The following is a 19,912-nucleotide window of genomic DNA, read 5'->3' as shown; positions in this document are numbered from 1 at the left end:
ACCGCACCAGGAGCGTCCGGCCCGGCGCAGCCGCCACCGCTCTCACGACCAGCACCTCGCCTCGGCCACCGCACCAGGAGCGTCCGGCCCGGTGCCGCCGCCACCGCTCTCACGACCAGCACCTCGCCTCGGCCACCGCACCAGGAGCGTCCGGCCCGGTGCCGCCGCCACCGCTCTCACGACCAGCACCTCGCCTCGGCCACCGCACCAGGAGCGTCCGGCCCGGTGCAGCCGGCCCCGGGAGCCTCGGCTTCCGCCGCGCGCCCGGTCGGCTTGCGGATGAGGAGCAGGGCCGCGTCGTCGTGCAGCCTGCCGCCCACATGGGCCAGCAGTTCCTCGTGGAGTGCGCCGAGGGTGCGGGCCGGCTCCTGGGAGACATGCCGCTTCAGGCCCTCGGCCAGGGGGTAGAAGGCGTGGCCCCCGTCGCGGGCCTCGGTGACCCCGTCGGTGTAGAGCAGCAGCTGATCCCCGTCGGCGAAGGGGAGCGTGTGGAGTCCCGGGGCGTGCCCCGCGAGGTCGCGCAGCCCGAGGGGCGGCGCCGGGTGCGCGGGCTCCACGGGCGTGATGCTCCCGCAGGCGCCCACCAGGAGTGGGGGCGCGTGCCCGCAGTTCACCACCTCCAGATGCCCCTCTCGCGGGTACCCGGCGACCACGGCGGTCACGAAGTCGTCGCGGCCGAGGTTGCGGGCGAGGCTCCGCTCGATGCGGTCGACGACGGCGAGGAGTTCGGACTCGTCGTGGGCGGCCTCTCGGAAGACACCGAGCACCAGCGCGGCGGTCCCGACGGCGGGCAGCCCCTTGCCGCGCACGTCGCCGACGATCAGCCGCACCCCGTGCGGGGTGGGTATCAGGGCGTAGAGGTCACCGCCGATACGGGCCTCGGCCGCCGCGGCGCTGTAGCGGACGGCCACCTGGAACGGCCCGACGGTCGACGGAACGGGCTTGAGCAAGGCGTGCTGGGCGGTCTCCGCGACCGATCGGACAGCGGCGAGGACCCGCTCCCGGCGCCCGCGCAGCACGCCGGCCAGGCCGCTCGCGAGCGTGACGGCGACCAGGGCCGACAGCACGGCGGCCAGCTCCCGGCCCGGCACTCCGTCCAGGATCCCGAGCGTCGCACCGACCACCACGGCGAGGACGCCGACGCAGAGGACCCCGCGCGGCCCGTTGGTCGTGGCCGCCAGGGCCGGCCCGGCCGCGAGCAGCGGCAGCCAGATCATCCCCGCCCCGCCGACGAGGTCGGCGGACACGACGGCGGCGACGACCACGACGGGCAGGACGGGTGCGCCGGACCCCAGCCGCGCGACGGCGCGCCTGCGGGCCGAAGCCCCGGCGCCGGCCACCCGGTTGCGGAGCGGCCGTACGGGCGGGTGGTCGACGCCATGGTTGCGGGCTTGGCTCATGTCGGTGTCCGCAGTCCTCACCTGTGCGCGGGGCACGTCCCGGAAATGTCTGACTTATACAGAAAACGGGGTGAGGCTGGTCCCCGGCAAGAAGCGGGTTTTCAGATAGTGAGCGAGAGGTTCCTGGTCACGCGGCTCGCGGTGGGAAGCAGCCGCTCCCGGATCTCCGGCAGCCGGGAGAGCCGGTTCGACGGCAGCGAAACGCCCAGGGAGCCGAGCGTGTCCCCGCTGTAGACCGGGACGGCGACGCAGACCGTGCCGAGGGCGTACTCCTCCAGGTCCGTGACGGCCGGGGCCATGGGCGGGGCCTCCAGCCTCCGGAGAAGTTCCGGGAGGCTGGTGATCGTCCGCGGGGTGAGGTCCGCGAGGTGGTGCCGGGAGAGGTAGTCCTGGCGCGCCTCCTCCTCCATCTCCCGCAGGACGGACTTGCCCAGTGCGGTGGCGTGTCCCGCGTCCTCGAAGCCCACCCAGAGATCGACGCGGGGCGTGCCGGGGCCGTCGACGATCTCGGCGACCCGGATCTCGCCCTCCTCGTAGAAGGTGAGGTAGGCGGCCGTCGCGAGCTCGTCCCGCAGCGCGGCGAGGGTGGGCCGGACGCGACTGAGCAGCGCCTGCGCACGGCCCCTGGTCTGCAGCGTCTGCAGTTTGTCGCCGAGGACGAAGCCACCGTCGGCCAGCTTGCGCACGTACCCGTCGTGGACCAGGGTCCGCAGCAGGTGGTAGGCGGTGGCCAGGGGCAAGCCCGTCTCACGCGCCAGCTGCTTGGCCGGCGCGCCGTTCTCGTGTGCGCTCACCGCCTCCAGCAGACGCATGGCCCGCTGGACGGAGTTGATGAGCGTAGGGCCGTCTTGCCCACCCATACGAACAGCGTGCGTCCTTGCCCGGTCCCCGGGCAAGGGGGAGGCCGGGTGGATCGGCGTGGGCCGGCAGCCGTGTCCCCTCGCGGCTCCGCCGCGGTGGCCGCAGGCGGACCGCTCGACGCCGATCAGCAGCGACGCGGGGCCGTGGAGAGCGGTTCCGAGGGTGACCACGCCGATGGAACGGTCCGCCCGGAGGCCAGGGCCCGGGCAGCGCTGTTCAGCCGGTAGCCGAGTTCCCCGGCCGCCGCGAGCACTCTTCGGCGTACGTCCTCGGAGACACGGCGCTCCCCGCTGAGGACCCGTGACACCGTCTTCTGTGAGACCCCGGCCGGCCGGGCCACGTCCAACCCGCGCGGCGCGCCGCCACCGGCCCGTCCTCCCACTGGCGTCCTCGCTCACTCCCCGTGTCCGGCGACCGCACCACGGCCCCTCACGCCCAGCGTTCCACATCCCCGAACGCACCCGGCCCGCGCTCCGTGCCCGGCCCGGTGTGCCACCCCCTCGAAGTCCGCGTGGGCACCCCGGCGGCGCACCGATCGCAACGACCGAAGGCCCGGGACTGCGGCGGTGGCCGCCGCGTACCCGTTCCGCCGGAAGCGGATGAGCACCGCGAAACGCCGCCGTGGTCCTTCGCCGCCCTCCCGGGACGGGCGACCATGCCGTGTCATGGACATCTTGCTCGTCGCCAGCGCGTTCAACAGCCTGTCCCAGCGTGTGTTCGCCGAACTGTCGGACGAGGGGCACCACGTGGACGTCGTGCTCGCCTCGCACGGCCCCGACGCCGTCCGGGACGCCGTACGCGAGACAAGCCCGGAGCTGATCGTCGCCCCGATGCTGAAGTCGGCCCTGCCGGAGGACGTGTGGCGGGATCACACCTGCCTGATCGTGCACCCGGGGCCACCCGGCGACCGGGGCCCGTCGGCGCTGGACTGGGCGATCGCCGAGGAGGCACAGGAGTGGGGCGTCACGGTGCTGCAGGCCGAGGCGGCCATGGACGCCGGGGACGTGTGGGCGGACGGTTCCTTTCCCGTGCCGCCGGCGGGCAAGAGCGATGTGTACCGCAACGAGCTGGCGGACGCCGCCACGGCCGCCGTGCTGCTGGCCGTGCGGCGCTACGCCGACGGGTCGTACAAACCACGTCCGCAGAGCGAACCCGGGATCCACGTGGTGTGGCGGGACTTCTTCCGCCAGGAGCAGCGCCGGATCGACTGGGACAACGACGACACGGCGACGGTGCTGCGCAAGCTCCGCGGGGCCGACTCGCAACCCGGCGTCCGGGACGAGATCTGCAGCCGGGAGGTGTTCCTGCACGGCGGGCACCCCGAGGACCGGCTGCGCGGAGAGCCCGGTGAGCTGCTCGCGACCCGGGCCGGCGCGGTCTGCCGGGCCACCCGGGACGGCGCCGTGTGGATCCCGGAACTGCGCCCCCGCAAGAGCTCCGGTGACCCGGCGCCGTTCCGCCGCCCCGCGGCCTCGGTGCTCGCCGGCTTCCCGGCCCCGCCCGGCAGCGGACCGGGCATGCCGGGGTCGAACGGCCGCCCGTACTGGCTGCCCGAGATCGCGGCCCCGCTCGAACTGCCGCCCGACCGCGTCACCTGGACCGACATCCGCTACCGGCAGCGCGGTCCCATCGGCTTTCTGACCTTCTCGTTCCCCGGCGGGGCCATGAGCACCACCCACTGCCGCAGGCTGCTCGCCGCCTGGCGCTACGCCCTCACCCGCCCCACCTCGGTGCTGGTGCTCGGTGGCGCACGGGACTTCTTCTCCAACGGCATCCACCTCAATGTCATCGAGGCGGCGGGCGACCCGGCGGGCGAGTCCTGGTCCAACCTCAACGCCATGAACGACCTGGTCGAGGCGGTGCTGCGCACCACCGACCGGCTGGTGGTGGCGGCCCTCGGCGGCAACGCGGCGGCCGGCGGCGTCATGCTCGCCCTGGCCGCCGACGAGGTCTGGTGCCGCACGGGCAGCGTCCTCAACCCGCACTACCGGAACATGGGCCTGTACGGGTCGGAGTTCTGGACGTACTCGCTGCCCCGACGGGCGGGTGCCGAGACGGCCGAGCGGCTGACGAGCGAGGCGCTGCCGGTGAGTGCCGCGACCGCCGGGCGGATCGGACTGGTGGACCGTCTGGTGCCGGTCGCGGCCCAGGACTTCGCCGGCCAGGTCGAGCGGCTGGCCGCCGACCTGGCCGGCGATCCGGATCTCCCCAGCCGGATCACCGCCAAGGCCACGACACGCCACGCGGACGAGCTCCAGCGGCCCCTCGCCGAATACCGGCGGGACGAACTCGCCCGAATGCGCGCCGTCTTCTTCGACCCCGAGGCGCCCTACCACGCGCTGCGGTCCGCGTTCGTCCGCAAACTCCCGGGCGGCTCCGCCCGGCCGCTGGCCACGGGAGCAGCGCAGTGAGCGCGCGGCTGCTCGTGGCGGGCGTCGGCAACATCTTCCTCGCCGACGACGCCTTCGGCCCCGAGGTGATCCGCGCCCTGGCCCCACGCCCGCTGCCGCCGGAGGTACGGGTGCGGGACTTCGGCATCCGCGGCATGGACCTGGCGTACGAGCTGCTCGACGGCTACGACACGGCCGTCCTGGTCGACGCGGCCGTGCGGGGGCACGAGCCGGGCACGCTGTCGCTGATCGAGCCGGACCCGCCCGGCGGATCCACCGCGGGCGCCCCGCCCGAGGCGCACGGCATGGACCCCGCGAAGGTCCTCGCCCTGGCCGCCCACCTGGGCGACGAGCCGCTCCCCCGCGTCCTGGTGCTGGCCTGTGAGCCGGAGCTGCGGGCGCCCGCCGACGAGGACATCGCCCCGGGCATCAGCGCGACGGTGCGCGAGGCGGTGGGGCGGGCCGTCGCGGCGCTGCACGCGATGGTGCCGGTGCTGCTCGCCGACCCGGGGGCCACGCCCCCGTTGAGCCGCCCGGACGAATCCGCCGCCCTGTCGTCGGCCGGGCTGCCGGGAACGGGGAGCGGCGGCGCGGAGGATCGGTAGCGGAACGACGTCCCCACCGACCCGCGAGGAGCGGCGCCCATGTGCGATTCCGTGGACGAGGTCACCCAGGCCGTCCTGGCGAAGAACGACTCTCTGGCCGCGGGCCTGCGTGAGGAGCTGACCCGGCGCGGGGTGAGCGTGGTCAACCTGCTGTCCAGCCCGGGCAGCGGCAAGACGGAGCTGCTCGGTCGGGTGCTGGCCAGGGCGGTGGAGCGGGGCCTTCCGGTGGCCGCGCTCACCGCCGACCTGGCCACCGAGAACGACGCCGACCGGCTGGCGCTTTCGGGAGCCCCGGTGAAGCAGCTGCTGACGGACGGGCTGTGCCATCTGGAGGCGCGGCAGCTGCGCGGCCACGTCGAGAGCTGGCTGCCCGAGGGGACCTCGCTGCTGTTCGTGGAGAACGTCGGTAATCTCGTCTGCCCCGCGTCCTACGACCTCGGCGAGAGTCTGCGGATCGTGCTCATGGCGGTGACCGAGGGCGAGGACAAGCCGCTGAAGTACCCCACGGCCTTCGGATCCGCCCATCTGGTGGTGCTGACGAAGACCGACCTGTCCGGGCCGGCCGGGTTCGACGAGGCCGCCTTCGAGGCGAACGTCCGGCGGGTCAACCCGGGCGTGGAGGTGGTGCGGTCCTGCGCCCGCACCGGCGCCGGCGTCGACACACTGCTGGAGCGGGTGCTCGCCGTCCGGGACGGGGCCCCTGTCCACCGGCCGCCCCTGGCGCCCCGGCCGCACACCCACACCCACTCCCCCGAGGGCGCCGAAGCCGGCCTCGTCTCGTGACGGCGCCCGTCACCCGGGCGGTACGCCGTCGCGTCACCGTGCGCGGCACCGTGCAGGGCGTGGGATTCCGCCCGTTCGTACACCGTCTCGCCTCCGAACTCGCGCTGACGGGCTTCGTGAGCAACACGGCGAGCGGCGTCCTGATCGAGGTGGAGGGCCCGCCGGAGGGTGTCGCCGACTTCTGCGACCGGCTGGCCGAGGAGCCTCCGCCGCTGGCCACCGTCACCGGCGTCGGGTTCGAGGACCTGCCCGCGACGGGCGCCGACGGCACCTTCGACATCCGCTCCACCGACCGCTCCACCGGCACCACCCTCCTCCCGCCCGACACGGCGACCTGCCCGGACTGCCTGCGGGAACTGGGCGATCCGGCCGACCGCCGGCACCGGCACCCGTTCGTCACCTGCACCCACTGCGGCCCCCGCTTCACCATCACCACGGGCATGCCCTACGACCGGGCGGTCACGACCATGGCCGGCTTCCCGATGTGCGCCGCGTGCGCCCGTGAGTACGGCGATCCCCTCGACCGCCGCTTCCACGCCCAGCCCGTGGCCTGCCCCGACTGCGGCCCCCGGCTCCGCCTGGTGCCCGCCTCCGGGAGCGGGGTCCGCCCGGCCCGGGACGCCGAGGCCCTGGCCTCGGCACGCGCGTTGCTGGCGGCCGGGCGGATCGTCGCCGTCAAGGGGCTCGGCGGCTACCACCTGGCCTGCGACGCCGGCGACGCACGCGCCGTCGACACCCTGCGCACCCGCAAGGCACGCGGCGGCAAGCCGTTCGCGGTGATGTGCGCGGACCTCGACGAGGTACGGCGCATCGCCGGACTCTCCTCCTTTGAACTGGCCGCGCTCACCGGCCCTCGCCGCCCCATCGTCCTGCTGCGCCGGCGCCCGGAGGCGAACGGCCTCGCGCCCGGCGTCTGCCCCGGCAGCCCGCACCTCGGCGTGATGCTGCCCTACACGCCCGTGCACAGCCTGCTGTTCGGCCTTCCCGGTGATCCGCCCGGGCCACGCGTGCTGGTCATGACCAGCGGCAACCGCTCCGGGGAGCCGATCGTCACGGACGACGACGAGGCACTGACCCGGCTCGCCGGGCTGGCCGACGCCTGGCTCGCCCACGACCGGCCCATCGCCTCCCCCTGCGACGATTCCCTGCTGCGCGTGCGCCCCGACGGCACCGAGCAGGTGCTGCGCCGGTCCCGCGGTTATGTGCCCCGGCCGCTGCGGCTGCCGGTGCCGGTGCGGCCCGCCCTCGCCGTGGGCGGTGACCTGAAGAACGCCCTGTGCCTCGGTGCCGGCGACCAGGCCTGGTTCGGCCCGCACATCGGCGACATGGGCGACCTGACGACCCTGGAGGCGGCCCGGCGGGCGGACATGCACCTGCGGGGCCTCACCGGCGTGAGCCCCGAGCTGGTCGCCGCCGACCGGCACCCCGGCTACCACTCCACACGGTGGGCCTCCCGACTGGCCGGGCACGCCCCCGTGCTGGTCCAGCACCACCACGCACACATCGCCTCCGCCATGGCCGGGCACGGCCTCGACGGCACCACCCCCGTGATCGGCGTCGCCTTCGACGGCACGGGCTACGGCGACGACGGCACCGTCTGGGGCGGCGAGATCCTGCTCGCCGACTACTCCGGCTTCCGCCGTTACGCCCGCCTTTCTCCCGCTCCGCTGCCCGGCGGTGACGCCGGGGTCGCCAACCCGTGCCGTCTGGCCCTGGCCCGGCTGTGGGCGGCGGGGCTGCCGTGGGACGCGGATCTGCCGTGCGTGACCGCCTGCGCACCCCAGGAACCGGCCGTGCTCCGGAAGCAGCTGTCCAGCGGTCTGGCCTGTGTGCCGACGTCCAGCATGGGCCGGCTCTTCGACGCCGTGTCGTCGCTCGTGGGCGTGTGCCATCGCGCGGGGTACGAGGCGCAGGCCGCGCTGGAGCTGGAGGCCGCTGCCGCTTCGGCGTGGGACGCCGACCCGTCGGCGTACGCCTTCGCCGGGGATCTCGACCCGGCACCCGTACTCGGCGCGCTGATCGCCGATCTGCGGTGCGGCACCCCGGCGGCCGTGCTCGCGGCCCGTTTCCACCGGGCCGTGGCACGGGCGGTGGCGGGGATCTGCCGGCGGGCGCGTCAGGACACCGGCCTGGCCACCGTCGCGCTCAGCGGCGGGGTGTTCGCCAACGCACTGCTGGAGGAGGAGTGCGCGCGGTTGCTGTCCGAGGACGGCTTCGCGGTGCTCCGCCACGGCGAAGTCCCGCCGAACGACGGCGGCCTGGCCCTCGGCCAGCTGGTGGTCGCGGCGCACCTACGACAGGAGGAGTGACCATGTGTTTGGCAGTGCCCGGCAAGGTCGTGTCCATCGACGACAGCGCCGATCCGCTCACCGGGCTGATCGACTTCGGCGGCGTGCAGAAGCAGGCGTGCCTGGAGTACGTGTCCGACGTGCGGGTGGGTGAGTACGTCATCGTGCACGTCGGTTTCGCCCTCCAGCGTCTGGACGAGGAGTCGGCCCTGGCCTCCCTGAAGCTGTTCGAGGAATTGGGGCTGCTGGAAGAGGAGTTCGGGGACGCCTGGGAGCAGGCGGCCAAGGAGGCGGGCGCCGCCGCCGCGGTGACGGAGGCCCAGGACAGCGGGAGTGAGGCGCGGTGAAGTACATCGACGAGTTCAACGACCCCCAGCTCGCCCGGCGCCTGCTGGACGAGATCCGCGCCACCGCCACCCGGCCCTGGGCCCTGATGGAGGTGTGCGGGGGCCAGACCCACTCGATCATCCGGCACGGCATCGACCAACTGCTGCCCGAACAGGTCGAGTTGATCCACGGGCCCGGCTGTCCGGTCTGTGTCACGCCGCTGGAGGTCATCGACAAGGCGCTGGAGATCGCCGCGCGGCCCGGGGTGATCTTCTGCTCCTTCGGCGACATGCTGCGGGTGCCGGGCACCGACCGCGACCTGTTCCGGGTCAAGGGCGAGGGCGGCGACGTGCGCGTGGTGTACTCGCCGCTCGACGCCCTGGAGCTGGCCCGCCGCAATCCGGACCGGGAGGTGGTGTTCTTCGCGATCGGCTTCGAGACCACCGCCCCGGCCAACGCGATGGCCGTGCACCAGGCGCGCCGGCTGGGTCTGTCCAACTTCAGCCTGCTGGTGTCGCATGTGCGGGTGCCCCCGGCCGTCGAGGCGATCATGACGGCACCGGAGTGCCGGGTGCAGGGCTTCCTCGCCGCCGGGCACGTGTGCAGCGTGATGGGGATGGCGGAGTACCCGGAGCTGGCCGAGCGGTTCCGGGTGCCGATGGTGGTGACCGGCTTCGAGCCGCTGGACATCCTGGAGGGCATCCGCCGGGCGGTACGCCAGCTGGAGCGCGGTGAGCACCGGGTGGAGAACGCCTATCCGCGGGCCGTGCGCGAGGAGGGCAACCCGGCCGCGGTGCGCATGATCGAGGAGGTCTTCGAGGTCACCGACCGGTCCTGGCGCGGCATCGGGCGGATCCCGGCGAGCGGCTGGCGGCTGACCGACGCCTTCCGCTCCTACGACGCGGAGCACCGCTTCGACGTCAGCGGGATCCGTACCGAGGAGCCCGCCGAATGCCGGGCCGGTGAGGTGCTCCAGGGCCTGATCAAGCCGACCGAGTGCGCCGCGTTCGGCACCACCTGCACCCCGCGCACCCCGCTCGGCGCCACCATGGTCTCCAGCGAGGGTGCTTGTGCGGCCTACTACCTCTACCGCCGGATGAACGCCCCGGCGCCGCAGGCCGGCGGCACCGCGCAGCAGGAGGTGACCCCCGTTGCCTGAGCGACTCGCCGATGTGGTCGACCCGGCCAACTGGACCTGCCCCGCCCCGCTGCGCGACCAGGGGGTGGTGGTCATGGGGCACGGCGGCGGGGGTGCGCTGTCGGCGGAGCTGATGGAGCAGATCTTCACCCCGGCCTACGGCAATGCCACCCTGGCCGGGCTCGCCGACTCCGCCGTCCTCGAACTGGGCGGCGCGCGGCTGGCCTTCTCCACCGACTCCTACGTGGTCCGGCCGCTGTTCTTCCCCGGCGGCTGCCTGGGCGACCTCGCGGTCAACGGCACCGTCAACGACCTGGCGATGAGCGGCGCGCGGCCCGCCTACCTCTCCGCCGCCTTCGTCCTGGAGGAGGGCGTGGAGCTGACCGTCGTCGAGCGGATCGCCCGCTCGATGGGGGCGGCCGCCGAGGCCGCCGGAGTCACGATCGCCACGGGTGACACCAAGGTGGTGGAGTCCGGGCACGGCGACGGGGTGTACGTCACCACCGCCGGGGTGGGTCTCGTGCCCGACGGCGTGGACATCCGGCCCCAGCGCGCCCGGCCCGGGGACGCGGTCATCGTCAGCGGGCCGATCGGGCTGCACGGCGTGGCGATCATGAGCGTGCGGGAGGGTCTGGAGTTCGGGGTGGAGGTCGCCAGCGACACCGCGCCGCTGGCGGACCTGGTCGCGGCGATGCTGGCCGTCACTCCGGACGTGCATGTGCTGCGCGACCCCACCCGGGGCGGCCTGGGCGCGTCGCTGAACGAGATCGCCCGTGCCTCCGGGACCGGTGTCCGGCTTCAGGAGCGGGCGATCCCGGTGCCGGACGCGGTGGCGAACGCCTGCGGGTTCCTCGGGCTCGATCCCCTGTACGTCGCCAACGAGGGTCGGCTGGTCGCCTTCGTGCCGCCGTCGGAGGCGGAGGAGGTGCTGGCTGCGATGCGGGCCCATCCACAGGGTGCCGGGGCGACACGGATCGGCGAGTGCGTCGCCGAGCATCCGGGGATGGTGGTGGTCGCCACCGGGCTCGGCGGCACGCGGGTGGTGGACCTGCCGCTCGGGGAGCAGCTGCCGCGCATCTGCTGACCCTGGACAGGAGAAGGGCCCCGCCGATCGGCGGGGCCCTTCTCCTGTCTATGCCGGTATCGGCTCGATCCCGGCGATCTCCAGTTCACGGCCGCTGCGCAGGTCGCTCGAGGGCTGGTCGCAGCGCGGGCACCAGAAGAACGGGGGCATGCCCACCGGGAACTCCTCGGCGCACGGGCCGCACCAGGCCTGCGCGGGAATCTGCTCGACGACGAGGTGCGCCCCCGCGAGGGCGGTGCCGTCGCGGGCCACCTCGAAGGCGAAACCGAGGGCGTCGGGGACGACGCCCGCCAGCTCGCCGACCCGGACGGTCACCTTCGAGACGGCGTCCGTCCCGTCCGCCCGGGCCAGCTCGTCGGCCCGCTCGATGATCGCCGTCGCGATCGACAGTTCGTGCACGGCCGGCTCACGGGTAGCGGTGGCCGGCGCGGAACCCGCCCGCCATCCGCCAGATCCGCATCTCGCGTCTCAGGCTGGGCCACTCCCAGGCGAGCAGGGCCAGGGCCGCGCCGCCCACCAGGACGGCCTCGGTCTTCAGCACCCTCTGCCCGCTCATCCCGCCCCGCCTGCGCATGACGCTTCTGCGTGCTCGTTTCATTGCGGCGACTCCCTGCTCGTTCGCATCACGGTGTTCATCCCGGCGAGATGTTCGGCATGGTCTCGACGAGGGCGTCATGCCGTTTCCAGTGGATCCCGGTGGAGCGGCGGGCGTCGGCGGTGCCGTCCGCGTGGTGCCCCTTCTGCCGCTCGCGCGGTCCCTTGTTGCCCTGGTGCATCCCGGCGATGTGCCCGGGCGTGTCGGGCTTCGCCTGGGGCCGGCCCACTCTGATGTTGCCCATGGGTGCTCTCCTTCCTCGCCTCCGACCTGCGGAGTGCGTGGCTATGGCCGCTCGGTGAGGTCCTGGAAGAACTGCTCGACGGCCGGCCAGATCCGGCCGCCACCGGACATGCCGCGCCACTCCCGGCGTACGACGGCGATCATCCGGTAGCAGTCGTCGATCGGCACGATCCAGTGCTCGTCGAGGCCGTGGACGGTGTTCACCAGGAGCGCCTCCACGTCGGGTTCCACGGTTGCCAGCTGCGGACACGTCCCGGCCAGCTGCTGCCAGGCCGCCGTGTCCACCTCCCACCGCATGGCTCCCGCCGGGCTCGGGCCCTCGGCGGTGATGGTGCCGTCCGCCCGGGGCACGAAGAAGACCAGGCCGACGGGTACGCCCAGGACGGCCGTGTCGACCTTGGGCAGCCGGAGCCGGCGCCGGGGCACGAGCCGGTACTGGCCGTCCCCCGCCGCCGCGTCGGCGAACAGCACGGAGCAGGGGCCGCAGGCGCAGCGCACCTCCTCCTGCCCGGTGTCGTACAGGTGGGCGTGCTCTTCGGCGACCGGTGCGGCGCACAGGTCGCACACCTCCTTCTCGGCCGCCGCCGTGCGGTCGGCCGAGGAGCGGATGAGGCGGGCCAGTGCCCCGTCGGTGGTCACGGTGCACCCCGGCGCGTCAGCGTGGTCAGGGGGACGAAGGCGGGGGGCGTCTCGGTCAGGGGCTCCACCGTCGTCAGCTCGGGAGCCACGGCGAGCACCGCCGCGCGGACCGCGTCGGTGACCTCGTCACCTCCGCCGCCGCAGCCGGACCCGCATCCGCCGCCGCCCGTGGTCAGACGCACCCGGGCGACCTGCCCCTCCACGCCGGCCCACTCCACGTCGCCGCCGCGTTCCTGCACGGCGGGCCGCAGCCGTTCGACCGCGCGGGCCGCCCGGCGTTCGGCGGGCTCGGGGTGGATGTCGTGCAGCACCATGAGGTGCCCGAGCAGCTCGTCGTCGGCGAGGCGCTCGGCCAGCCGCTCGTCCGCCTGGTCCAGGACGCGGGCCAGGGCCTCGCCGTAGACCTCGGTCAGCAGGGCCACCGCCTCGGTCGCGGAGCGGGTCGTGGGGCCGGGGGCGGACTCGAGGCTTTCCAGCGCCTGGTCGAGCCGGGCGAGCCGGGCCTCGACATCCGGGTCGGCCAGCCGTGCGCCGGCGGCCTCAGCCATGGTTCGCCCCGTACGTCGGCGAGTGCAGGGTCGTCAGCGTCTTGCCCTTGCCGACGTACATGTGCACACCGCACGGCAGACACGGGTCGAAGCTGCGGACCGTGCGCATGATGTCGACGCCCTTGAAGTCGTCCGGCCCGTTCTCCTCGAAAATGGGCTGGCCCTGGACGGCGTCCTCGTACGGGCCGGGGGTGCCGTACATGTCCCGGGGGCTGGCGTTCCACGGGGTGGGCGGGTACGGGTGGTAGTTGGCGATCTTCTTGTCCTTGATCACCAGGTGGTGGGAGAGGACGCCGCGCACCGCCTCGTGGAAGCCGCAGCCGATCGCCTCGTCGGGCACCTCGTAGTTCTCGAACACCTTGGTCTCGCCCGCGCGCACCATGCCCATGGCCTCTTCGAGGAACTGCAGGGCCATGGCGGCCGCGTAGGCGATGAAGTAGGGCCGGGCGCGGTCGCGCTCGATGGTGTTGCTCCACTGCGGGATGCGCCACTCCAGGGTGGTCTCCGGCAGGGACTCGCCCTTGGGCAGGGAGATGCGCACGCTGTGGCCGGTGGCCTTGACGTACGGGGTGTCGACCAGGCCGCTCAGCGCCGTCGACCACAGGCGGGCCAGGGGGCCGCCGCCGGTGTCGAGGGCGAGGTGGTCGCCGGTGCGCTGGTCGAACCAGCGGGGGCTCATCACCCAGCTGTACTTGTCGTCGAAGTTGCGCTTCTGCGGCACCGGGACGGTGGTCTGGTTCCACGGGTGGCGCATGTCGACGGGGTTGCCGAGCGGGTCGTGGGTGACGAACGGCTGCTCGTTGACCCAGTCCTCGTAGTAGGAGCTGCCGAGCATGATGCGCAGGCCGAGGTTGATGTCGACGAGGTTGTTGGTGACCAGCTCGCCGTCGACGATGATTCCGGGGGTGACGTACATCGCCTTGCCCCAGGTGTTCATCGTCTCGTAGCGGTAGTCGACGACCTTGGGGTCCTGGAAGGCGCCCCAGCAGCCCAGCAGTACGCGGCGGCGGCCGACCTCCTCGTAGCCGGGCAGCGCCTCGTAGAAGAAGTCGAAGACGTCGTCGTTCATGGCGACGGCCTTCTTCACGAAGTCGATGACCCGCATGAGGCGGCTGAGGTAGTCGGTGAAGACCGTCGGCTGCGGCATCGTGCCGACGCCGCCCGGGTAGAGCGTGGAGGGGTGGACGTGCCGGCCCTCCATCAGGCAGAACATCTCGCGGGTGACCCGGCTGACCTTCAGAGCCTCCTTGTAGACCTCGCCCTCGAAGGGGTTGAAGGCCTTCATGATGTCGGCGATGGTCCGGTAGCCGTGGATCTCGCCGCGGGGGGCCTCGGTGCGTTCGGCGCGGGCCAGGACTCCGGGGTTGGTGGCCTTGACCATCGCCTCGCAGAAGTCCACGAAGACCAGGTTGTCCTGGAAGATCGTGTGGTCGAACATGTACTCGGCCGCCTCGCCGAGGTTGACGATGTGTTCGGCCAGCGGGGGCGGCTTGACGCCGTAGGCCATCTGCTGGGCGTAGTCGGAGCAGGTGGTGTGGTTGTCGCCGCAGATGCCGCAGATCCGGGACGTGATGAAGCCCGCGTCGCGCGGGTCCTTGCCCTTCATGAACACCGAGTAGCCGCGGAACAGCGACGAGGTGCTGTGACATTCGACGACTTCCCGGTTGGCGAAGTCGATCTTCGTGTAGATGCCCAGGTTCCCGATGATCCGGGTGATCGGATCCCAGGACATGTCCACGAGCTGTGGCGGCTTGCGGTCCGTGGGCCGCGCCTCGGTGGTGGTCATCTGCGGTACTGCCCCTCGCTGTCGGTGGTGTGTGGGGTGGTGGGCTGGCTGCGGGGAAGCGTCATCAGGCGCGCCAGTGCGGGTCGTAACCGCTGGTCAGCTTGCGCTTGTTGTGGCGCCATCTGGGCTCGTGGTTGACCAACTCGTTGGTCATGCCGCGCAGTCGGCGGACGACGGCCCCGTACGGCTTGATGACCAGGGACGACAGGGTGCTGCCCGGGGGCTCGTCCATGAACGGCATGAACGCGTCGGGGAAGCCGGGCATCGTGCAGCCGATGCAGATGCCGCCGACGTTGGGGCAGCCGCCGATGCCGCCCATCCACCCGCGCTTGGGCACGTTGCAGTTGACGACCGGGCCCCAGCAGCCCGTCTTCACGAGGCACTTGGGTGAGTTGTAGTCCGCGGCGAAGTTGGCCTGCTCGTAGTACGAGCCGCGGTCGCAGCCCTCGTGGACCGTCTTCCCGAACAGCCACTGGGGGCGCAGCATGTGGTCCAGCGGCGGCGGGGGCGCGGAGCCTGCCGCGTGGTAGAGGACCCAGATCAGGGTCTCCATGAAGTTCTCGGGCTGGATCGGGCAGCCGGGTACGTTGACGACGGGCAGGCCGGCCTGGGAGGTGTAGTCCCAGCCCAGGTAGTCGGCGAGACCCATGCAGCCGGTCGGGTTGCCGGACATGGCGTGGATGCCGCCGAAGGTGGCGCAGGTGCCGGCCGCGACCACCGCCCAGGCCTTGGGGGCCAGTTGGTCGATCCACCAGTTGAGGGTCTGCGGCTCGCCGGTCTCCGGGTCGTTGCCGAAGGACGTCCAGTAGCCGTCGCCCTCGATGATGTTCTGGTTGGGGATCGAGCCCTCGATGACGAGGATGAACGGGCCCAGCTCGTCGCGTACGGCCGCCCGGTAGGGCGCGAGGAAGTCCTCGCCGCCCAGGCTGGGCGAGAGCACCTTGTTGACCAGGTTCACCTTCGGCAGGCCCGGGATCAGCCCGAGCACCAGATCCTCGATGGAGGGCTGGTCGGCGGCGGTGAGCGAGACGGTGTCGCCGTCACAGCTCATGCCCTCGGAGATCCAGAGGATGTGGATCTCGTCGATGCCCTGCCGGTCCTCGGACCGTTCGGGTTCCTTGCTGACTTCTTCGGTGCTGCTGTGGGTGGTCATGTCACTCGGCCTCCGCTGCGGGGGTCTCGGAGTCGGTCGTGTGCCGCGCCGAAGCTGCGGCGGGAGCCGGTGCCGACGGCTCGTCCGGGGATCCGGCGGGCTCGAGGGGTTCGAGCTCGTCGGGCCGGAAGTAGTGGAAGCGGCCGTACCAGTTGTTCAGTTCGGCGGCCGGATCGTCGTCGAGAGTGACGGCGAGGTGGACGCTGCCGTCCACGTCGTGGAAGACGGCGGCGACCTCGGCGGTCCGCCCGGCCAGGAACATGTCCTGGGCGTCGGCGCCGCGTCCCCGGGGGCGGAGCCGTACGCGGCTGCCGCCGCCGAGCCGGACGCCGTCGACGAGCACGGTGTCGGTCGTCGGGGACAGACCGTCGTCGGCACCCTCCTGCCACCAGGCGGGGCGGTCGGCGGACGCCGTGGGGGTGACGGGCGTGAGGGGGTGGCCGGCGGACGTCGTGGAGGCGGCCGGGGTCAGGGACCGGACGGCGCCGTGCAGGCGTTCGAAGACCTCCTGCGGCATGGTGTCGACCCTGTCGAGGATCGCCGCCGCCCGCGGGTCGGTGGCTCGCGCCTCGCGCTTCTCCTCGTCGGTCAGCAGCATCGTGCGCAACGTGAGGATCTCGTCGATCTCCGCGGCGTCGTGCAGGTCACCCGGACTTTCGGGGGCGACCTGGGGGTGGTCGGGCAGGATGATCGGTGCGGACAGCAGGACGCGTCCGGTGTCCCCGGCCTCGCCCCCGAGCACGGGGAAGGTGAACTCGTTGCGGCACGCGCGCACGGGTGTTTGCAGGTCCGCCGGTGGATCGATCAGCGAGACGAACTCCACCCCGTCGCCGCCGACGAGGGTGTGGGTGGCGATGAGGGCCCGGCGCAGCGCCTCGTCGCGCGCGGTGCCCGGTCGCGGTGCGGGCGCGGTGTTCGCGGTGCGTACGCGGATCCGGCAGAGGTCCTCGGAGAGCCGCTCGGCGGTGAGGGTGGTCTCGGCCCGGATCTCCTCCCGGCTGCGCACCACCCGCCCGGTGCCCTCCGGCAGCGGCTCGACGTCCTCCCCCGCCGCGGCTCCCACCGCTACGGTGCGTCCGCCCCGGAGGAGTTCGTCGAGCGGGGCCTCCACCTCGCACTCGCGCGGCAGGGCCTCGTCGAAGGTCAGATGCACCGTGCCGTCGTCACAACGCAGCGACTCGACGGGGCGGTCCGCTTCCTCCACCTGCTTGCGCTGCATCTGGAGGTAGCGGACCCGCACGCGTACGCGGGCGCTGTCCGGCTGACGGATCCGCAGCAGGCACTCGGTCTGCTGGTACCAGGAGTCGGCGGAGCCGGAGACACCGGGGAGGACGGGGCCGTCCGCCTCCACCCAGTCCCGGGGGAACAGCACGCCGAACTGCCAGCGGACTCGGTTCTTGGTGGACGAGCGGCGGTAGGGGTAGAGGAGGTAGCCCTCGTAGAGGACGGCGTCGGCGACGGCGCTGAGCTGCTCGAACACACCCGGGGACGGGCGTGCGCCGACCGTCGTGGCAGCGCCCTTCGCGCCGCCCCCGACCAGTGCCTCCGCCATCGCGCCTCCTCGTCCCTGCGTGCAAGGGGGTCCCTGTGTGCACACGGTCCCTGTGTGCACACGCATCCCTTCCACCACGGTCACACCGCTCATCCACGTTCGCCTCCTCCGGCGCAGCGAGATTGGGCTGTTCGGGGGGCGCACGGTGCCGCCGCCGTGCGGTGGCCCGGTACGAGACACAGCGACGGGCCCGTCAGCGCCGAGGCGTGACGGGCCCGTCGGGGGCGAGGTCAGCCCTGTCCGTGGGCGAGCCGGTGGGCCGGCAGCGGGACGACGACCACGGCGGCCACATGGGAGGCGGCCAGGACGATCCGGGTGGCCGTCGCGGTGTGCGGGGCGACGGCCGGGCCGGCGAGGGAGAGTGCGGTGAGCGCGATGGGCGTGATGGGCGCGATGGGCACGGTCACGACGGCACCGGCGAGGGTGGCGAGAACGCCTGCCAGCCATACGGGGCGGGTGGCGAGAAACGCGCTGCGGGACTCGGCCGGCGTGAGCGGGGTTGAGGCCTCGTCACACTCATGTCGCCGTCTCCTGGCGGATGTCGAGCTCGGTGGGACGCACACGGAAAGGCAGGCCGGGCGGCAGGGCGGAACTCGTCGGTGGCCGGGGGGCGTTTCCCCGGAGCCGGTGTTTCGTCCGGATGGCACACGTCACCCGCACGAACCGGTGCGTCCCGGGAAGGCGTCATCTCATGGACCAGCCGACACATCACCCCCGTCCCACCACCAGCCCCGCCGTCACGACCCTGGCCGACCCCCTGGTCAACAAGGGCACCGCCTTCAGCCGGCGCGAACGCGAGGAGCTGGGCATCGACGGGCTGCTGCCACCCGCCGTGGAGACCCTGGAGGAGCAGGTCGCCCGCGCCTATGAGGCGTTCCACGGCTACGACAAGCCCCTCAACCGGCACATCTACCTGCGGCAGCTCCAGGACACCAACGAGGTCCTCTTCTACCGTCTGGTCACCGAGTACCTGGAGGAGCTGCTGCCCGTCGTCTACACGCCGACGGTGGGCGAGGCCTGCCAGAAGTTCAGCGAGATCTACCGGCGGCCGCGCGGTCTGTTCCTGACCTGGGAGGACCGGCACCGCTTCCGGGACATCCTGCGCAACCGCCCGCACCGGGACCACGACGTGGACGTCATCGTCGTCACCGACGGCCAGCGCATCCTCGGCCTGGGCGACCAGGGCGTCGGCGGCATGGGCATCCCCGTCGGGAAGCTCAGCCTCTACACGGCGATCGGCGGCATCCATCCCGCCCGTACCCTGCCGATCCTGCTCGACGTCGGCACCGACAACGAGACCCTGCTCGGCAATCCCCGCTACCTGGGCCGGCGCGCCCGGAGGCTGACCGGCGCCGAGTACGACGAGATGATCGAGGCATTCGTCTCGGCGGTCGAGGCGGAACTCCCCGGGACGCTGCTGCAGTGGGAGGACTTCGCCACCGCGCACGCCCACCCGATCCTCACCCGCTACCGCGACCGGCTGCTCACCTTCAACGACGACATCCAGGGCACCGCGGCCGTCACGCTGGGCGCCCTGTCCACCGCGGCCGACGTGGCCGGCACCCCGCTGCCGGAGCAGCGTGTGGTGATCCTGGGCGCCGGGTCGGCCGCCATCGGCGTCGCCGACATGATCCGTACGGCCATGGTCGACGAGGGGCTGCCGGAGGACGAGGCCACGGCGCGGTTCTGGATCCTCGACGTCGACGGCCTGCTGGTGTCCTCGCGTTCCGAACTGACCCCGCAGCAGCGAGAGTTCGCGCGTGAAGACAGCGAGGTGGCCGACTGGGACGGCACCGGCCTGGCCGAGGTGGTGCGCCGCGTGGAGCCCACGGCGCTCATCGGGCTGTCGACGGCGCACGGCGCGTTCACCGAGGAGATCGTGCGGCAGATGGCGTCGACCTGCGAACGGCCCGTCGTCTTCCCGCTGTCCAACCCCACCTCGCACTCCGAGGCCGACCCCGCGGACCTCACCCGCTGGACCGACGGGCGGGCCCTGATCGCCACCGGCTCACCCTTCCCGCCGCTGACGGTCGACGGGCGCGAGGTGCCCGTGGCGCAGTCGAACAACGTGTACGTCTTCCCGGCCATGGGCCTCGCGGTGACCGCGAGCGGGGCCACCCGGGTCACGGACCGCATGCTCGTGGCCGCCGCCCGGGCCGTCGCGCGGTGCGCGGTGCGGGCGGCGGACGGCGAGGACCTCCCCGTGCCGCTGCTGCCGCCGCTGACCGGGATGCGGGAGTCCGCCCGCGAGATCGCCCTGGCCGCGGCCCTCGCCGCCGTCGAGGACGGGGTGGCCCCGCAGACGACGGAGGAGGACCTGCGCAAGGCCATCGCCCGGGCGCAGTGGACGCCCCGGTACGAGGACCAGGTGTGCTGACCGGACAGGTCGGTGACGCGGCCGGCCGGGGTCTGGCCGCTGCTGCCGGTGCGGGGTCGGTGGCAGTGCACCCGGCGGCCGCTTGTCCGTGGTGAACTTTCCTCAGCCTGAGCCTGTGACGAGGGCGGGTCCGGGTCGTACTC

General features: G+C 73.0%; 19 protein-coding genes and 1 pseudogene. 8 read left to right on the top strand and 12 right to left on the bottom strand.

Going from position 1 to position 19,912, the window contains the following annotated elements; genetic code table 11:
• Nucleotides 1–176: 176 nt before the first annotated feature.
• The 3 genes and pseudogenes from ACZ7EG_RS28740 to ACZ7EG_RS28730 all read right to left on the bottom strand — a co-directional run.
• Nucleotides 177–1,400, bottom strand: coding sequence for a PP2C family protein-serine/threonine phosphatase (locus ACZ7EG_RS28740; RefSeq protein WP_471084922.1), 1,224 nt, complete (start codon nt 1,398–1,400; stop codon nt 177–179).
• Nucleotides 1,401–1,501: 101 nt separating this feature from the next.
• Entirely contained in the window at nt 1,502–2,260 is a 759-nt protein-coding gene (locus ACZ7EG_RS28735) for an IclR family transcriptional regulator (RefSeq protein WP_471084965.1), read from the bottom strand.
• A 108-nt stretch (nt 2,261–2,368) separates the two neighbouring features.
• Nucleotides 2,369–2,607: pseudogene (locus tag ACZ7EG_RS28730) on the bottom strand (LacI family DNA-binding transcriptional regulator); the annotation flags it as partial.
• Nucleotides 2,608–2,926: 319 nt separating this feature from the next.
• On the opposite strand from ACZ7EG_RS28730, the gene ACZ7EG_RS28725 reads away from it, so the two are divergent.
• Genes ACZ7EG_RS28725 through hypE form a run of 7 tightly spaced genes read left to right on the top strand, consistent with a single transcriptional unit; the run spans nt 2,927 to nt 10,876 of the window.
• Nucleotides 2,927–4,672, top strand: coding sequence for an enoyl-CoA hydratase-related protein (locus tag ACZ7EG_RS28725; protein WP_471084919.1), 1,746 nt, complete (start codon nt 2,927–2,929; stop codon nt 4,670–4,672).
• Nucleotides 4,669–5,256 carry a hydrogenase maturation protease gene (locus ACZ7EG_RS28720; protein WP_471084916.1) on the top strand — a complete coding sequence of 196 codons (588 nt, stop codon included), beginning with the start codon at nt 4,669–4,671 and terminating at the stop codon, nt 5,254–5,256. Before ACZ7EG_RS28725 ends, ACZ7EG_RS28720 begins: the two co-directional genes overlap by 4 nt.
• Nucleotides 5,257–5,295: 39 nt before the next feature.
• Nucleotides 5,296–6,039: a hydrogenase nickel incorporation protein HypB gene (hypB, locus tag ACZ7EG_RS28715; RefSeq protein WP_471084913.1), complete on the top strand. Its 744-nt coding sequence runs from the start codon at nt 5,296–5,298 to the stop codon at nt 6,037–6,039.
• Complete coding sequence (gene hypF / locus ACZ7EG_RS28710) at nt 6,036–8,348, top strand: carbamoyltransferase HypF (protein WP_471084910.1); 2,313 nt, start codon at nt 6,036–6,038, stop codon at nt 8,346–8,348. Before hypB ends, hypF begins: the two co-directional genes overlap by 4 nt.
• Before the next feature lie 2 nt (nt 8,349–8,350).
• On the top strand, nt 8,351–8,674 hold the full coding sequence (locus tag ACZ7EG_RS28705) for a HypC/HybG/HupF family hydrogenase formation chaperone (RefSeq protein ID WP_471084907.1): 324 nt from the start codon (nt 8,351–8,353) through the stop codon (nt 8,672–8,674).
• Nucleotides 8,671–9,813, top strand: a complete 1,143-nt coding sequence (hypD, locus tag ACZ7EG_RS28700) for a hydrogenase formation protein HypD (protein WP_471084904.1) — start codon at nt 8,671–8,673, stop codon at nt 9,811–9,813. Before ACZ7EG_RS28705 ends, hypD begins: the two co-directional genes overlap by 4 nt.
• Entirely contained in the window at nt 9,806–10,876 is a 1,071-nt protein-coding gene (gene hypE, locus ACZ7EG_RS28695) for a hydrogenase expression/formation protein HypE (RefSeq protein WP_466979761.1), read from the top strand. Before hypD ends, hypE begins: the two co-directional genes overlap by 8 nt.
• A 48-nt stretch (nt 10,877–10,924) precedes the next feature.
• Here the strand turns inward: hypE and hypA are convergent, their stop codons facing one another.
• From hypA to ACZ7EG_RS28650, 9 genes are all read right to left on the bottom strand, one after another.
• Nucleotides 10,925–11,275: a hydrogenase maturation nickel metallochaperone HypA gene (hypA, locus tag ACZ7EG_RS28690; protein WP_471084901.1), complete on the bottom strand. Its 351-nt coding sequence runs from the start codon at nt 11,273–11,275 to the stop codon at nt 10,925–10,927.
• A gap of 7 nt (nt 11,276–11,282) precedes the next feature.
• Nucleotides 11,283–11,474 carry a hypothetical protein gene (locus ACZ7EG_RS28685; RefSeq protein ID WP_471084898.1) on the bottom strand — a complete coding sequence of 64 codons (192 nt, stop codon included), beginning with the start codon at nt 11,472–11,474 and terminating at the stop codon, nt 11,283–11,285.
• 34 nt (nt 11,475–11,508) lie between these two features.
• Nucleotides 11,509–11,715 (bottom strand): hypothetical protein, encoded by a 207-nt coding sequence (locus ACZ7EG_RS28680; RefSeq protein ID WP_471084895.1) that lies wholly within the window; start codon nt 11,713–11,715, stop codon nt 11,509–11,511.
• Between the two features lie 41 nt (nt 11,716–11,756).
• Nucleotides 11,757–12,353 carry a DUF5947 family protein gene (locus ACZ7EG_RS28675; RefSeq protein ID WP_471084892.1) on the bottom strand — a complete coding sequence of 199 codons (597 nt, stop codon included), beginning with the start codon at nt 12,351–12,353 and terminating at the stop codon, nt 11,757–11,759.
• Nucleotides 12,350–12,901, bottom strand: coding sequence for a NifU family protein (locus ACZ7EG_RS28670; RefSeq protein ID WP_471084890.1), 552 nt, complete (start codon nt 12,899–12,901; stop codon nt 12,350–12,352). The genes ACZ7EG_RS28675 and ACZ7EG_RS28670 overlap by 4 nt, the downstream gene beginning before the upstream one ends.
• Nucleotides 12,894–14,687, bottom strand: a complete 1,794-nt coding sequence (locus tag ACZ7EG_RS28665; RefSeq protein WP_471084887.1) for a nickel-dependent hydrogenase large subunit — start codon at nt 14,685–14,687, stop codon at nt 12,894–12,896. The genes ACZ7EG_RS28670 and ACZ7EG_RS28665 overlap by 8 nt, the downstream gene beginning before the upstream one ends.
• A gap of 64 nt (nt 14,688–14,751) precedes the next feature.
• Nucleotides 14,752–15,840 (bottom strand): NADH-quinone oxidoreductase subunit B family protein, encoded by a 1,089-nt coding sequence (locus ACZ7EG_RS28660; RefSeq protein ID WP_471084884.1) that lies wholly within the window; start codon nt 15,838–15,840, stop codon nt 14,752–14,754.
• Nucleotide 15,841: 1 nt separating this feature from the next.
• Nucleotides 15,842–17,392 carry a hypothetical protein gene (locus ACZ7EG_RS28655; RefSeq protein WP_471084881.1) on the bottom strand — a complete coding sequence of 517 codons (1,551 nt, stop codon included), beginning with the start codon at nt 17,390–17,392 and terminating at the stop codon, nt 15,842–15,844.
• Between the two features lie 230 nt (nt 17,393–17,622).
• Nucleotides 17,623–17,799 carry a DUF6069 family protein gene (locus ACZ7EG_RS28650; RefSeq protein ID WP_471084878.1) on the bottom strand — a complete coding sequence of 59 codons (177 nt, stop codon included), beginning with the start codon at nt 17,797–17,799 and terminating at the stop codon, nt 17,623–17,625.
• Between the two features lie 284 nt (nt 17,800–18,083).
• On the opposite strand from ACZ7EG_RS28650, the gene ACZ7EG_RS28645 reads away from it, so the two are divergent.
• Nucleotides 18,084–19,769 (top strand): NAD-dependent malic enzyme, encoded by a 1,686-nt coding sequence (locus tag ACZ7EG_RS28645; RefSeq protein ID WP_471084875.1) that lies wholly within the window; start codon nt 18,084–18,086, stop codon nt 19,767–19,769.
• Nucleotides 19,770–19,912 lie beyond the last annotated feature (143 nt).

The organism is Streptomyces sp. NPDC037100, assembly GCF_055606225.1.
Note: the sequence above shows the minus strand (reverse complement) of the source record. Positions and strands in the feature narration are given on the sequence as shown.